General features: G+C 63.1%; 21 protein-coding genes. 10 read left to right on the top strand and 11 right to left on the bottom strand.

Annotated elements, in window-relative coordinates; all coding sequences use genetic code 11:
* Positions 1-90: 90 nt before the first annotated feature.
* Together FHR70_RS09930 and FHR70_RS09935 are read left to right on the top strand one after the other, a co-directional pair.
* Positions 91-492: a hypothetical protein gene (locus FHR70_RS09930; protein ID WP_183449585.1), complete on the top strand. Its 402-nt coding sequence runs from the start codon at positions 91-93 to the stop codon at positions 490-492.
* A 161-nt stretch (positions 493-653) separates the two neighbouring features.
* Complete coding sequence (locus FHR70_RS09935; protein WP_183449587.1) at positions 654-1,874, top strand: multidrug effflux MFS transporter; 1,221 nt, start codon at positions 654-656, stop codon at positions 1,872-1,874.
* A gap of 41 nt (positions 1,875-1,915) precedes the next feature.
* On the opposite strand, the gene FHR70_RS09940 is transcribed toward FHR70_RS09935, so the two are convergent.
* On the bottom strand, positions 1,916-2,143 hold the full coding sequence (locus FHR70_RS09940) for a DUF6894 family protein (protein WP_183449589.1): 228 nt from the start codon (positions 2,141-2,143) through the stop codon (positions 1,916-1,918).
* A gap of 203 nt (positions 2,144-2,346) precedes the next feature.
* Between FHR70_RS09940 and FHR70_RS09945 the strand changes: the two genes are divergently transcribed.
* Positions 2,347-2,580: a hypothetical protein gene (locus tag FHR70_RS09945; protein ID WP_183449591.1), complete on the top strand. Its 234-nt coding sequence runs from the start codon at positions 2,347-2,349 to the stop codon at positions 2,578-2,580.
* Between the two features lie 10 nt (positions 2,581-2,590).
* Here FHR70_RS09945 and FHR70_RS09950 read toward each other — a convergent pair whose 3' ends face one another.
* Complete coding sequence (locus FHR70_RS09950) at positions 2,591-2,896, bottom strand: hypothetical protein (protein ID WP_425487855.1); 306 nt, start codon at positions 2,894-2,896, stop codon at positions 2,591-2,593.
* A 270-nt stretch (positions 2,897-3,166) separates the two neighbouring features.
* On the opposite strand from FHR70_RS09950, the gene FHR70_RS09955 reads away from it, so the two are divergent.
* From FHR70_RS09955 to FHR70_RS09965, 3 genes are all read left to right on the top strand, one after another.
* Positions 3,167-3,304, top strand: coding sequence for a hypothetical protein (locus FHR70_RS09955; protein WP_183449594.1), 138 nt, complete (start codon positions 3,167-3,169; stop codon positions 3,302-3,304).
* 85 nt (positions 3,305-3,389) lie between these two features.
* Positions 3,390-3,638 (top strand): DUF6894 family protein, encoded by a 249-nt coding sequence (locus FHR70_RS09960; RefSeq protein WP_183449596.1) that lies wholly within the window; start codon positions 3,390-3,392, stop codon positions 3,636-3,638.
* A 237-nt stretch (positions 3,639-3,875) separates the two neighbouring features.
* Complete coding sequence (locus FHR70_RS09965) at positions 3,876-4,439, top strand: hypothetical protein (protein WP_183449598.1); 564 nt, start codon at positions 3,876-3,878, stop codon at positions 4,437-4,439.
* 103 nt (positions 4,440-4,542) lie between these two features.
* Here FHR70_RS09965 and FHR70_RS09970 read toward each other — a convergent pair whose 3' ends face one another.
* Complete coding sequence (locus tag FHR70_RS09970) at positions 4,543-5,292, bottom strand: calcium-binding protein (protein WP_183449600.1); 750 nt, start codon at positions 5,290-5,292, stop codon at positions 4,543-4,545.
* 347 nt (positions 5,293-5,639) lie between these two features.
* On the opposite strand from FHR70_RS09970, the gene FHR70_RS09975 reads away from it, so the two are divergent.
* Positions 5,640-5,876, top strand: coding sequence for a BrnA antitoxin family protein (locus FHR70_RS09975; protein WP_183449602.1), 237 nt, complete (start codon positions 5,640-5,642; stop codon positions 5,874-5,876).
* Between the two features lie 10 nt (positions 5,877-5,886).
* Here the strand turns inward: FHR70_RS09975 and FHR70_RS09980 are convergent, their stop codons facing one another.
* Both FHR70_RS09980 and FHR70_RS24500 read right to left on the bottom strand, forming a co-directional pair.
* Positions 5,887-6,435 carry a sigma-70 family RNA polymerase sigma factor gene (locus FHR70_RS09980; RefSeq protein ID WP_183449604.1) on the bottom strand — a complete coding sequence of 183 codons (549 nt, stop codon included), beginning with the start codon at positions 6,433-6,435 and terminating at the stop codon, positions 5,887-5,889.
* The gene (locus FHR70_RS24500; RefSeq protein ID WP_183449606.1) at positions 6,425-6,664 is read right to left on the bottom strand and encodes a NepR family anti-sigma factor; all 240 of its coding nucleotides are present in this window, start codon (positions 6,662-6,664) and stop codon (positions 6,425-6,427) included. Before FHR70_RS24500 ends, FHR70_RS09980 begins: the two co-directional genes overlap by 11 nt.
* A gap of 350 nt (positions 6,665-7,014) precedes the next feature.
* Between FHR70_RS24500 and FHR70_RS09990 the strand changes: the two genes are divergently transcribed.
* From FHR70_RS09990 to FHR70_RS10000, 3 genes are all read left to right on the top strand, one after another.
* The gene (locus FHR70_RS09990) at positions 7,015-7,764 is read left to right on the top strand and encodes a Crp/Fnr family transcriptional regulator (RefSeq protein ID WP_183449609.1); all 750 of its coding nucleotides are present in this window, start codon (positions 7,015-7,017) and stop codon (positions 7,762-7,764) included.
* A complete protein-coding gene (locus tag FHR70_RS09995) occupies positions 7,761-8,006 on the top strand; it encodes a hypothetical protein (RefSeq protein WP_183449611.1) in 246 nt (81 codons plus the stop codon). Before FHR70_RS09990 ends, FHR70_RS09995 begins: the two co-directional genes overlap by 4 nt.
* Positions 8,007-8,253: 247 nt before the next feature.
* On the top strand, positions 8,254-10,527 hold the full coding sequence (locus FHR70_RS10000; protein WP_183449613.1) for an EAL domain-containing protein: 2,274 nt from the start codon (positions 8,254-8,256) through the stop codon (positions 10,525-10,527).
* Positions 10,528-10,544: 17 nt separating this feature from the next.
* Here FHR70_RS10000 and FHR70_RS10005 read toward each other — a convergent pair whose 3' ends face one another.
* The 6 genes from FHR70_RS10005 to FHR70_RS10030 form a co-directional block, all read right to left on the bottom strand.
* Entirely contained in the window at positions 10,545-11,264 is a 720-nt protein-coding gene (locus FHR70_RS10005) for a lysophospholipid acyltransferase family protein (RefSeq protein WP_183449615.1), read from the bottom strand.
* 141 nt (positions 11,265-11,405) lie between these two features.
* The gene (gene rpsU / locus FHR70_RS10010; protein WP_183449617.1) at positions 11,406-11,702 is read right to left on the bottom strand and encodes a 30S ribosomal protein S21; all 297 of its coding nucleotides are present in this window, start codon (positions 11,700-11,702) and stop codon (positions 11,406-11,408) included.
* 86 nt (positions 11,703-11,788) lie between these two features.
* Positions 11,789-11,983: a hypothetical protein gene (locus FHR70_RS10015; protein WP_183449620.1), complete on the bottom strand. Its 195-nt coding sequence runs from the start codon at positions 11,981-11,983 to the stop codon at positions 11,789-11,791.
* A gap of 16 nt (positions 11,984-11,999) precedes the next feature.
* Positions 12,000-12,356 carry a DUF6481 family protein gene (locus tag FHR70_RS10020; protein ID WP_183449622.1) on the bottom strand — a complete coding sequence of 119 codons (357 nt, stop codon included), beginning with the start codon at positions 12,354-12,356 and terminating at the stop codon, positions 12,000-12,002.
* Between the two features lie 37 nt (positions 12,357-12,393).
* Positions 12,394-12,594, bottom strand: coding sequence for a hypothetical protein (locus tag FHR70_RS10025; RefSeq protein ID WP_183449624.1), 201 nt, complete (start codon positions 12,592-12,594; stop codon positions 12,394-12,396).
* A gap of 106 nt (positions 12,595-12,700) precedes the next feature.
* Entirely contained in the window at positions 12,701-12,910 is a 210-nt protein-coding gene (locus FHR70_RS10030) for a cold-shock protein (protein ID WP_183449626.1), read from the bottom strand.
* Positions 12,911-13,128 lie beyond the last annotated feature (218 nt).

A 13,128-nucleotide genomic window follows, 5' to 3' on the forward strand; every position in this document is an offset into this window, starting at 1 on the left:
GGAGCAACGGCGAGGGAAGCATCGGCCTCTTGTTGGGAACGATAAGCGTTGCTGTGGCATTGCCCCAGAGCTTCATCGACACGCACGGGAATGACCACAACCATGTTCGACAATCTGCCGGCTGCCTTGCTCACGCTCTTTCTGGCCGCGTGTGTGCTCTGGCTGATCTGGCGGGCCCTGCGCCGTCTCTTCTCGCCCCGGGAGAGACGGGTGGAGCCGTCCCTATCCGATGAGCCCGGCCACAACCGTATCGAACCGGCCGTGACCCAGCCGGCTGCAAGCCGGGCGGCAGCTCCGGTGTCGAGCATTCCGGATGCCGCCGATGTTCTGGCTCTCAAGGCAGCCATCGACAATCTGGCCAGGCAGGTGTCTGCTCTGGAGCAGCGCCTCGCGGCCGGCCCGACAAACCTCCCGGTTCAATCTCCGTCCAGGGACACGAGCGTCGATCAGAGCCCCGTGATCCCTCCCGTCTCGCCCGACCACCGGATCTGACGCGGAACTGCGGCGCACCACGATTGCAATGCGCGCAGGTCAGTCTTGCACCGGTCGAAGAGACCGAGCACTGTCACGGTTCTATAGACGTCCTGGCTTGTGCAAAAGGATGCCCACCTGCCAAGCTGACCTCGGGCAAAGCCGGAAGCGATCTTGACCGTATGAACCATCACAATGCCGCAGAGGCTCGGCCTGCCGTGAAGCCTGGCCTTATTGCGCTGCTCATCGCCGTTTCGGCCGTGAGCCCGCTGGGCATCAACATGTACCTGCCCTCGATGCCCGGAATGGCGCGGGCGCTCGGTGTCGATTTCACCACCATCCAGCTGACCCTGTCGCTCTATCTCGGCGCGATGGCGCTGGGGCAGCTGATCATCGGTCCGCTGTCCGATCGGTTCGGACGCCGGCCCGTACTGCTGATCGGGCTTCTCACGTTCCTGACGGGCTCCGCCCTGTGCCTGACGGCTCAGAGCATAGGCGTCCTGATTTTCGGCCGCATCGTGCAGGCCCTCGGAGGCTGTGCCGGGGTCACGCTCAGCCGTGCCATCGTGCGCGATCTCTACGGGCGCAATCAGGTGGCCAGCATGATCGCCTATGTCACCATGGGCATGGCGGTCGCTCCCATGATCGCACCGACCATCGGCGGCCTGCTCGAGACGTTTTTCGGATGGCGCGCTTCGTTCGCGTTTCTGATCGGCTTCGGCGGGCTCGCCCTGGTGTTCGCGTATTGGCGGCTGAGCGAGACCAATCACAATCGCGCCTCGGGGGAGGCTGCGCGTGAACTCCTGCAGGGTTACGGCAGCCTCTTTCGCTCGCGCCAGTTCTGGGGCTACACCCTCGTGACCGGCTTCGTGTCGGCCATGTTCTTCTCCTTTCTGGCGGGCGCCCCCTATGTGATGATCGAACTGTTCGGCCGCAGCCCGGCGGAGTACGGGCTCTATTTCGCCATGGTGCCGTGCGGCTACATGCTCGGCAACTTCGCCACGGGCCGCATCGCAGCCACCATGGGGCCGAACCGGATGATCCTGGCGGGGACGCTCCTGTCTCTGACCAGCATCGCGGCCATGGCCGCTTTGATCGCCGCAGGATTCCTGGTCCCGGTTGCCCTGTTCGGTCCCATGCTTTTCATCGGCGTGGCGAACGGGCTGGTCCTGCCGAGCGGCATTGCAGGTGCCGTGAGCGTGAGGCCGGATCTCGCAGGAGCCGCGTCAGGCCTGTCGGGAAGCTTCCAGATCGGGTTCGGTGCGGTCGCCGCCCCCATCGTCGGCGCGGCCCTCAGTTCAACCGTCTGGCCGCTGATCGTCATCATGACGATCTGCTCATTGCTGGCGATCGTCTCGTTCACCTTGGTGGCCGGTCAACACAGGCCTGCACCACGCGGCTAGAACGTCGGACTGCTGGATGGTGGTAAAGGCTCCCTGCCCGATCAATGCAGGACCGGATCCAGCGGAATGGACAGCAGGACGGCGCCGGATGGATCGACCACCTCGAGCCGCCAGCCCTGCCAGGAATCGCCAAGCTGGATTGTCTCGGCGCGGATGTCCTCGATGGTTTGCAGGGCGAGCTCGTGCGCCCTTGCCAGGTCGATGATCTCAACACCCGTATCGTCCGCGATGACCTCGTCACCGTTCACCAGATGAAAGTAGCAGCGCATCAACCACCCATCGCTTGAGCCGGCGCAGGGCCGCCCCAGACCCCATGCCTTCGACGACCAGGGGACCAGGATCCGCTTCAGACAATCTAGCGGCGGCCGGGTTTCCGCCAATAGAACGAAGCGTTGAGAGGCTCAGAGGGAATAAACCTTGCCGGCCGGCCGTTATTCCTCACGCCGGAAACGGCACGATCAGGAGGGCCCTCATGCGTGAGCAGGATCTCTATATCATTCGCCCGTCCGGGCAGGGCTGGGCCGTTCACCTCGCTCACGCAATCCTGGCCCGCTTCGATGACCGGCCCAAGGCCATCGAAGCGGCTGTCGTCGTGGCCGAAGCGTCGGCCCGCCTGGGAAAGGCCGCGGGCGTCGTGATGGAAGAAGGCGACGAGCGGATCGTGGTCTGGGATGCTGGACGGGACGCGTATTCAAGACTCTCGTGAGCGGCGTGCCTCATTCCTGCAACCCGCCGCGGCCGTTCTCGACCGGTGGAGGGGTACGGGCCCAGACGTCGGCCGCCACCGCCAGCATCACCGCGACAGCCTCGCGCACGGCTTTGTCGCTCGTGCCGACACGGGCGCTCTCAAGAACCAGCCCGAGGCGCCGTCGGCTTGGCCACGGCAATGCCGCCAGAGTGGTCTCAAGATCCAACCGCGCAACAGCGGGCACACCGGCGCGCTGGGCAATCTCATCGACCTTTTCGGTAAGAGCACTCAGGTGGTCGGCAACATGACTGGAGGACAATTCTGATACACGCAATGCCATTATCGTAGGTAAGAACTCAAAGGACCCGCTCCCCAGCCGCCCCGCGAGATTGTCTAACAGTTCCGTCCGACCTCCGTTCCGCCGAGCGTCTGCCGATGGAGCGGCATGCGGATGCGTTTGTTGTCGCATGGTTAAAGACTGGTATAGCGTTGCTGCCACTCCGCGCCCCGTGCGCAGTATCCCGGTCCACCTGAGCAGTATTGTCGCCACAATCGGCAACAAGGATCCGGTGATCTGATTCCAGCCCACGATTGCGAGGGTTTCATGGCCCGTAAGAATCGCGTTGCGCTTTATGGCCGTCTCGGCCTCATCCTGATGGCCTTTGCCTTGATCGGAGGTGTTGTGGCCGAACCGCTTCTCCGCCCGTTATGGTCGTCGCGGCTCACGCTCGCCGAGCGATAGCCCGCCTGAGGCCAATTCCGGAGACCAGACGGAACCGAACGCATCCCGCCTGATTGGCCTCTCACCACTCAAGCCAAGGACATTCATGCCGCGCTACTTCTTCAACGTGCATATCGGCCAGGATGCCCTGCCCGACCCCGAGGGGCAGGATCTGCGCGATGCGGATCAGGCCTGGGAAGTGGCCAAGGCGATGGCGCAGAACCTGATGGGCACCGAGTTCGAGCAGCCGGTGAACTGGGCCGCGTCGCATATCGAGGTCAGGGACGATCTTGACGAGATCGTCCTGGAATTCCCCTTCATGGAAGCGATCCCGTTCAACCCGCAATCCCATTGAGGAAATCTGGAAGACCAGCGCACTAAAGCATCGGACCCAAAAGTGGATTTGCACTTTTTGGATCCATCCGATGCTTCCTTCTTGGATGAGAGCATCGTTGGGCGCGACCCGCTGGGTCCGCACGATGCTTTAGCCTCGAAGCAGGCCGGGAAAGCGTCCGCTCATCCCGAATTCAACTCTCGTGAAAACGTGCGCCGTGCTAGAATGCCCTACCTCACCGTGACACGGAGGAGAGCGATGAAACGATCTCTCGTGGTGTTGGGTATTCTTGCAGCAAGTGTCTTTCTCATCCCCGATGATGCGGCCGCCCAAAGGGGTGGGTTTGGCTTCCGTGGAGGCGCACCAAGCTTCCGGGGCGGCGGCGGAATGATGGCTCCCCGGATCGGGATGGGGGGCGGCTTCGGCGGCCCTGCGTTCGCCGGTCGGCCGGCCTTCCGCGGAGGCGCCATCGGGGTTGGTCCCGGAGGCTTTCGTCCAGCCTTCGCCGCACCGGGTTTCCGCGGCGGCTATGGCCGGGTGGCCAATGTGGGACGCTATCGGGGCGGCTGGCGCTATCCGTATTATGGGCGCTACCCGTACTATGGCGGCTATTATCGCCGGGGCTGGGGCTATCCCTATTACGGCGGAGCCTTGCTCGCCGGCCTGACGCTCGGGGCCCTGAGCTATCCCTATTACGGCTACGATGATCCATACCTCTATTCGGGGGTCGGTTATGAGGACGACTGCTACTGGGTCCGGCGCCGGGTCATCGACCCCTGGGGCCGGGTCGTCCGTCGCAGCGTTCAGGTTTGCGAATACTGAACGGCGCCAGCCGCGGCTAAAGCATCGGACCCCGTGAGCGCACGATGCGCTCAGTGACATGAGCGCAAGAGGCGCCTGATCGGCGCCTCTGCCGTTCCTTCGATCAGACGATGAACAGATAGCTCATATCGCCTGCACTGCCCGCACCGCGCAAGATCACGCCCGTTTCGAAGCGATTGTCGTTGTTCAGGTCGGACAGCAGATAACCCTGGTCGATCGCCGAATTGTACAGGAAGACATGGGCGATGCTGGCACTCGTGAAGGTGCTTTCAGCCTGAGAGGCTGCCGCCTCGATCGAGGTCGCGGTCGTGCTGGCCTCACGATAGTTCGTCGACGTGCCCCGGATGGGCGTCTCGATCCAGTCCCGCGATGCATTCCAGTCGGCGATGGTATCCGCGCTCGTCGTCCTGATCCCGGAGGAGCCGCGGTTGAACACGAACACGTCGATGCCCGTGCCGCCCACGAGCCAGTCCCGTCCGCTTCCGCCGTCCAGCCAGTCGTCGCTGGAGCCGCCGTTCAGGTAATCGAGACCGGAGCCGCCGTAGAGGTCGTCGTAGCCTGATCCGCCATACAGATCGTCGTTGCCGGACTGCCCGAAAAGGATGTCGTAGCCACTGCCGCCGACGAGGCGGTCCTGCCCCGATCCGCCATAAAGGTCGTCGGGGCCCTCGCCGCCGTTGAGGTAGTCGTCACCGGCGTCGCCGTACACGATGTCGTAGCCCCAGCCGGCATAGATGTCGTCATCACCATCATTGCCGAAGAGGTCGTCATCGCCGCCAAAGCCGTAGATCAGGTCACTGGCATTGGTGCCGTGAATGATGTCCCGCCAGTCATCTCCATAGAAAATTGCCATGGTCTCCTCCGCAGAGCAGCCCCCGGTTCGACTCGGTCAACTTCCTGGCGCGCAACGCGGACAACGGAACCTCCTCTCCTCCGTCGCCGTGTGCCTGCTCTTGACCCCTGTCACCTGAGAGAGTTCAACGCTTGCGCAATCATGGAGGAGGCCTCTCCCTAACACTCGAAGTTCGGGATCCTGCGTGGCGCCGAATTCGCCTCAAGCTCAGATATCAGTCCGAGCAGGCATTATAATCGATCTTTGTTGCCTTGTCCGAGATCACGTGAGGCCATGCGGCCTTTGCCCGGCACCCCATCTCGACTATTCTGGATGCGCAGAAGCAGCATCCGCGGGGGGAGATGAACATGTCGAGATCACCAGGAGGACGCAGGCCGGCCGATCCGTTGAAGGCGGCCGAGGCTGCCTTCAAGAAGGTCACGACCAAGCCCATCGAGGGACCCGCGAAGGCTCCGTCCATTCCAGGCGTGAAGGAGAGCGTCACCCTGCGGATCGACCAGGATGTGCTCGAATACTTTCAGCAGGATGGTCCGGGATGGCAGGACCGCATCAATGCGGCCCTCCGCAAGGCAGCGGGCAAGTAACAGAGACGGCTCAGGGCGTCTGCACGAACAGCGCCGCCTTGACCAGGCGGTCGGGACCGAGATCCTCCTGCGCATCAAGTGCGAGGAGCTCCGCCAGGCGTGTCCGGGCGCGGTTGATGCGGCTCTTGATCGTGCCGAGATTGGTGCCGCAGATCTGAACCGCCTCCTCGTAGGATACGCCCTCTGCCCCCACCAGCAGCAGCGCCTCGCGCTGCTCGACGCTGAGCTTGGCGAGAGCCACCTGCATGTCGGTGAAGTCCAGGCGCGCGCCCTGCTCCGGCATGACCGCCAACTTGCTGGCGAGTGCTCCGTCCGGATCGTCCACCTCCCGGCGGCTGCGGCGCATATCCGTGTAGAACTGGTTGCGCAGGATGGTGAAGAGCCAAGCCTGCATGCTCGTGCCAGGCTGGAACTTGTCGAGGTTCTCGAGCCCGCGCAGAAGCGCCGCCTGCACGAGATCGTCTGCATAGGTCACATTGCCGGTGAGCGAGATGGCGAAGGCGCGCAGGTGCGGAATGGCTTCCAGCATCGACTGGCGGATGGGATCCTCACTCGCCATCGTGACCGCCCGCTTTTCCGTCCAGTTGCGCAAGGAGCTGAACGAGGCAATCGGGCACCGGCTCGCTCATCAGCTGGGCGTAATAGGCCTGGAGCTGCTCGCCCAGGAAGGTCGCCACATGGGGCGGCAGGGCTGGCTCCGGACCGGGGTCACCGTTGACGTTCAGCAGGTCTTCAAGGGAATCCGGCTTTTCCAGAGCGATGCTGTTGATAGGGTCTTTTTTGGACACGCTCGCTTCTCCAGACACAGCCAGGCTGCCCTGCACGCCAATCGCGTACCAGGACACTCTGCCTTACCCGAGCCCGAGAGCGTTGCCATTAACCTAGGATAACCGTGTGCGGAGGTGCAGGACAGGCGAGCCTTCCCTGCCCTTCTGAAGCTTCAGGCTGCGCAATACGGCCTCAAAGCGAACAGGCTGACGCATCGAAGCTTTTGTTCGATCACCATCAGTTCAAAAATTAACATACATTAGGGACCGTCGGTCATATCCATGAGACGATTGTTTTATTACCGGCCACGAACCTTGGGCGCTGGTGACTGAGAGTCGTGTGCTCCCGCCTGCAACAGGAGGAGCGCAACATGCACACCCCCTTCCATCCCGAATACAATCCGCTCATCCGCAAGCTGGAGAGCATCTTCACGCTCACCGACGATGAGAGGCAGGCGCTCCTGGGCCTGCCCATGCAGGTAGTGGCGCTCAAGGAGAACCAGGACATCGTGCGCGAGGGCGACCGCCCCAACCGCTCCTGCCTGATCCTGAGCGGCTTTGCCTGCGCCTACAAGCTCACGGCCGCGGGCAGGCGCCAGATCGTGTCCTTTACTGTCCCCGGCGATATTCCCGACCTTCAGAGCCTGCACCTGAAGGTGCTCGACACCGGCGTGAGTTCGATCAGTCCATGCAGCGTGGGATTCATCCAGCACTACGACCTGCACGATCTCTGCGGAAGCTGGCCTCGCATCGCCGCCGCCCTCTGGCGCGAGACCCTGATCGATGCCGCCATTTTCCGGGAATGGGTGATGAATGTCGGGCGCCGCGAAGGTTACGTGCGCCTGGCCCACATCTTGTGCGAGTTGCTGGTGCGCCTGCGGGCGATGGGCTTGGCCGAGGACCATGTCTGCGAGCTGCCGATCACCCAGGGCGAATTCGCGGACGCGCTCGGCATGACCACGGTCCATGTCAACCGGATGATGCAGCAGCTGCGGGTCGCCGGCTTGATCCAGACGAAGGGAAATCGCCTGACCGTTCCCGATTGGGAGAAACTGAAGGAGGCAGGCGAGTTCGACCCGACTTACCTCCACCTGGAGAATCCGGACGAGGTGGCGGCATGACCCTGATTTTCGAGTCTGTGCGAGTAGCGACCGGCAGCGATGAGGAGGGCATGCTGGTGTTCAACGGCGGGAAACGTCTCGTGGCTGTGCTGACCCACCTGGGAGATCAGTATGGCGGGGTGTCCGGGCACTGGTATCTGGAAGTAGGCTTTGGCCGCCTGGATGGCCCCAGCCACCCTACCTTCGCCGATCTGGGCGCCGCCGAGGAGTGGCTGAGCCGGCGCATGGGCGGCCAGCGCTGATCGCAAGGCGATCTTGCGCCCCATGACGCATGCGCCGCGACCCATCCGAACGCCCTCAAGGGCAGGAGAGATCAGACGAAGATCGGGTGCCTGCGTGGGACCGAGAAGGATTGAGCCCGGTAGAAAGCCGGAAGCTTTGCTTTTTTGCCTAACGGAAGCCGGATTCCGGCAGAAGTTAACGGAATAACTACACCTCCGGGCCGATGGTGACGCAGATCGTCGCTCAAAGGCTTCATCGAAACCCGTCGTGCCCGCCACCCTGATCATCGTCCTCAGCGTCGTTCTCGCGGCTGCCGTCATCGTCGGCGCCGTGCTCCTTCTGGTGCGGGGCCACACCGACGATCTCGCGCGCGCCGAAGGCGACCTGGCGAACCTCGCCCTGACCCTTCAGGAGCGGACGGACGGCATCTTGCAGTCCATCGAGGGCGTTCTGCGCGATCTCGTCGAGCGCATTCCGCAGGCGAGCCTTCGGGCCAGCGAGTTCGACGGCTTCGCCAGGTCGCAGGCCACGAAGGCGGTTCTGGTCGGAGCGTCCTGCTCCCTGCCTCAGATCGTCCGCATCGATCTCGTCAATGCTCAGGGCAGGCTCGTCGGCACATCGAACCCCAGGCCGATGTCCGACCCCATCTACCTGACGGGCGCGTCCTACTACCAGGCGCTCTCGACGGATCCGGCGCTCACCTCGTACCTGAGCGAGCCGATGCGGATCCGCACAACGGGCAAGAAGGTTCTATCGCTCGCGCGCAGGATCAACGACACCGAAGGCAATCTTCTCGGCATCGTCGTCTCCACCATCGATCTCAGCCATTTCGAGACTCTCTTCAAGGAGCATCTGCGTAAACCTTCATCAGCGGTCACGCTCTACCGACGCGACGGGATCGTGCTGGCGCACAGCCCGCTGTCGGAGCGGGCATTGGGCCGCAAGATCTGGAAACCGGACACGCCGCTGCAGCGGATGATTGCCAAGAACAGCCCGACGCTTATCCGCGACGTGAGTTGGATCGACCGGCAGGAGCGGCTGTTCGCGCTGCATCCGCTCGCCAATCACCCGGGCGGCATTGCGGTGAGCCGCACCGTGGCGGAGCTCATGGCCGGACAGAGGCTCGAAGCACGCGTGGTCGGGTTCATCGCCTACCTCATGGGCGTTGCGGTCGACACGGCGAGCCTAATGGGCTTGAGGCATGTGAGAACCGGCATCCTGCGCGCCGCGAGCGAAAGCTACCTGTCGCGTCACGATGTCCTGACCAGGCTTCCCAACAGACCGTTCTTCATCGAGGAGCTGAAGCGGACCTATCTCGCTTCGCATCGATCCGGTACGGATTTCGCCCTGCATCTTCTCGATCTCAACCGCTTCAAGGACATCAACGACAATCACGGCCACAGCGCGGGCGACGAGATCATCCAGACCGTTGCGCGGCGCCTGCGCGAGCGTGTCCGGAAAGGCGATTTCATCGCTCGCATCGGCGGAGACGAGTTCGCCATCATTCAACGACCGGTCAGGGGCAAGCAGCAGGTTACAGACCTCGTGATGGCCATCCAGGCCGCCATGAAGACGCCCTGCACAATCGGCAGCACGGAGATGGACGTGGGGCTCACGGCTGGCATTGCCATCGCGTCCTCCGACGGCAAGACCTCGACCGAACTCATGCGAGCGGCCGACGTCGCACTCTTCGCGGCAAAGTCCGACGCCGACAGCAGCTACCGGTTCTACGACCCGAAAATCCAGGATTCCCGCGCCGAGCGCCGCGCCATCGAAGGAGCCCTCAAAACCGCCCTCGACAACCGAGAGTTCGAGCTGTTCTACCAGCCGATCCTCGATCTCGCGACAAACCGCATGTGGGGCTGCGAAGCCCTGGTGCGCTGGAAGCACGCGACGAAAGGCATGATCCCGCCCCTGCAGTTCATCCCGACCGCCGAAGAGTCCGGCCTCATCGCGCCCATCGGCGACTGGATCCTGGAGGAGGCCTGCGTGACGGCCATGACCTGGGATCGTCCTTTAAAGGTCGCGGTCAATCTCTCGCCGGTGCAGTTCAAGCGCCGCGACGTTTTCGCCAGCGTCACGAAGGCCCTGAACCTGTCCGGTCTGCCGGCCCATCGCCTCGTCCTGGAGATCACGGAATCCGTCAAGCTTAACGACGAGGCGACCGCGGCGCTCAGGCGGCTCAAGACCCTGGGCGTCGGGATCTCGCTCGACGATTTCGGCACCGGCTATGCGTCGATGAGCTATCTCAGAAGCTTCCCCTTCGACAAGATCAAGATCGATCAGTCCTTCGTGCGCGGCATGATGGACTCGGCGGGCAGCCGCGCGATCATCAAGGCGACAATCGGGCTTGCCAACGACCTGAAGATGAGCACGACGGCCGAGGGCGTCGAAACGCATGAGCAGCTCAACGCCCTGCGTTTGGCCGGCGCCTCACAGGCTCAAGGTTATCTGATTGCCAAGCCCATGCCGCGCGAGGCGCTTGCGGCGTTCATGGCGGAGGTTGAAGGCCTTCAAAAGCCCGCGCGGGCCATCGCCTGAACCTCTTTGCTCAAAGATCAGGCAGCCTGAGGCCATGAATGCTGCCTCTCCGTCTCGAGAAGCTGTTCGGCCCTGCGGGTGAATTCGTTGCCGGGCAGGCCGGGCTCGATGGGATCGAGATAGGAGACCGAGATGGTCCCTCCCCTTTTCACCGGTCTGTCCGGCCCCCAGAAATGTCCTGAATTCAAGGCCACTGGCAGGACCACCCGGTCGAGCTTGGCATAGAGAAGCTCCACGCCGCGCTTGAACGCGATCGGTTCGGAAACGGGCTTTCGGGTGCCCTCGGGAAAAATCAGCACGGAGCGCCCCTGGGCCAGTGCGGCGCGACTCTCGTCCACCATCTTCCGAACAGCCTTCGAGCCGCTCTCCCGGTCGATCAGGATCATCGGCGACTTGCGCAGGAACCACGAGAAGACCGGGATGCCCAGCAGCTCCTGCTTCGCGACGATCGCCACATCCGGAAAGAGCGCCAGGAACGCCAGGGTCTCCCAGGTCGATTGATGATTGGCGATGATCAGGCAGGGCTCGTCAGGAATGTTGTGAAGGCCACGCTCGGTGTAGCTCAGCCCGACGATCCACCTCAGGCCGGCCAAGATGCCCCGCGCCCACAGCCGCGACGCCAAGCGCACGCCACGCTCGGGAGAGCCGCACAGCCACAGCCCGGCCAGCACGGGCGCGAAGAGGCCCGTCCAGAGAGCCAGATAAAGATCGAAGAGTTTGGAGCGGAGAAACTGCATAACGGTAAATTGCTTGAGATGAATCAGCGTTCGATGCGCATCACGCTCTGCCGCGATACCGGCTCACGATCAACAAAAAACGAAGCGGCGCATGATCACATGCGCCGCCTGCAAAACTCATGAGAACCCTGTTGTGGGTCCTTACTCTGCAGCCTCGGTGCGAGGCGCAGCGCTCGGGGCCGCCATCGGTCGGCGGGGGCCGGCACCGGGACGGGGCTTCGGCTTGGGAGCCGCGATCAACCCTTCACGGATGGCCTGCTTGCGGGCAGCCTTACGATTACGCCGGACGGCCTCGGCCTTCTCACGAGTCTTGCGCTCGGAGGGCTTCTCGTAGGCTTTCCGCGCCTTCATTTCGCGGAAGATCCCTTCGCGCTGCATTTTCTTCTTGAGAACCCTGAGGGCTTGATCGACGTTGTTGTCGCGTACCAGAACCTGCAATGGATGTCCTCTCTCTAGAGTAGCGTGTTGCTCCGCTCGGGCCTTGGCCTTGCGGATCGTTGAACGAGGGTTTTCGGCGCAGGCGCCTAGGCGCTGCGGATTTCACCCTCGCGGACGGCCCTCTCGATCGCGCCCGACTTGATGCGGTACGAGACCTCTCCAGTCTGGTCGGCGGGCATGAGCCGCACGACCTCGTAGACCGTGGGGGAGTTCGTCCGAGTATCGGAAATCCCGGGCTGCGCCAGTCGAACCATCTGTCGAACCTTGAACTTGTGAGACATCGGTTGATCTCCTCTCTTACTTGCGGGCTTTGCGGGCTGCGTAGCGGGCATCGCGAGCTGCCTTGCGCTCGACCTCGAGCCTTGCGGCGTCCGCGGCCTTCTCAGCCGCCATCCGCTCGTCCTGCTCCGCCTGTTCGGCCGCGCGGGCTTCGCGCTCTGCCACCATACGGGCTTTCTCCGCGAGGCGCTTGGCCTCGCGCTCGACGGCCCTCGCATCACGCGCGGCGCTCACCGACGCCCTAGCAGCCCGCCGCTCAGCAACCGCAGGATCATCAAGTCCCGGGCGCTGCCGGAACTTTTCTGCCATGGCCTGCTTCGCGTTCTTGGCCGCATTGAGCCGTTCGCCGAGATCCTGATGCTTCATTCCGCTCATTGTTCCTGTTTGCTGCTTCGCCGAACTTTAAGGCCGATTACCGGACGCGCCGTATGCTGGCGATGTCGCCGCCGGGAAGAGTGCCCTGCTCCTGCTGGGCGCGCGCGATCAACCCGACAGCGCGGGGGTCGCTGGCTTTGCCCGGATCGTCGACCCAGAGATAGGCCCTGCGAGCGTCGGCATAGTCCACCACGAACATCACGGATTTCGCTGCAGTTGCTTTTCGAAAGGTGTTCATCGCGTCCTCGCCGGTAGCCCATCGAAGATGGGGTTGCACAAAGCAGAAGCCGCCCCACGCGGGAGCGGCTTCATCGTCAGGCGCTGTATGAGGCGCCCGTCATTCTTCAGGCCGTCTGGATGTTGTTGACGGCAACCTTGCCGGAACGACGATCCTCGGCGGTGTCGAAGGAGACCTTCTGGCCTTCGCGGAGGCCGCGCAGGCCAGCACGCTCGAGAGCCGTGGCGTGGACGAACACGTCCTTCTCGCCGTTGTCCGGCTGAATGAAGCCGAAGCCTTTTTGATCGTTGTAGAACTTAACGGTGCCCGTCATCATGGCAGTATTCCTTGAGTTTATGCATCAGTGCACGTGAGCTCGAAGACGCGCGACAGCACGCCTCGGCTCGGGTTCGTCGAAGTTTGGAAGAGTGTCTGAACGTGCGCCTGGCATGCCAAGGCGGAACGGCCCGATTGTCCGGCCAAATGTCGATAATCCTGATGTAGGGTGCTCCCGCCCCAAATACAAGACACCGTTTTGAGAAAGTGACGGCCTCC

This window comes from Microvirga lupini, from assembly GCF_014191055.1.
In the GTDB taxonomy this organism is placed as follows: Bacteria; Pseudomonadota; Alphaproteobacteria; order Rhizobiales; family Beijerinckiaceae; genus Microvirga; species Microvirga lupini_A.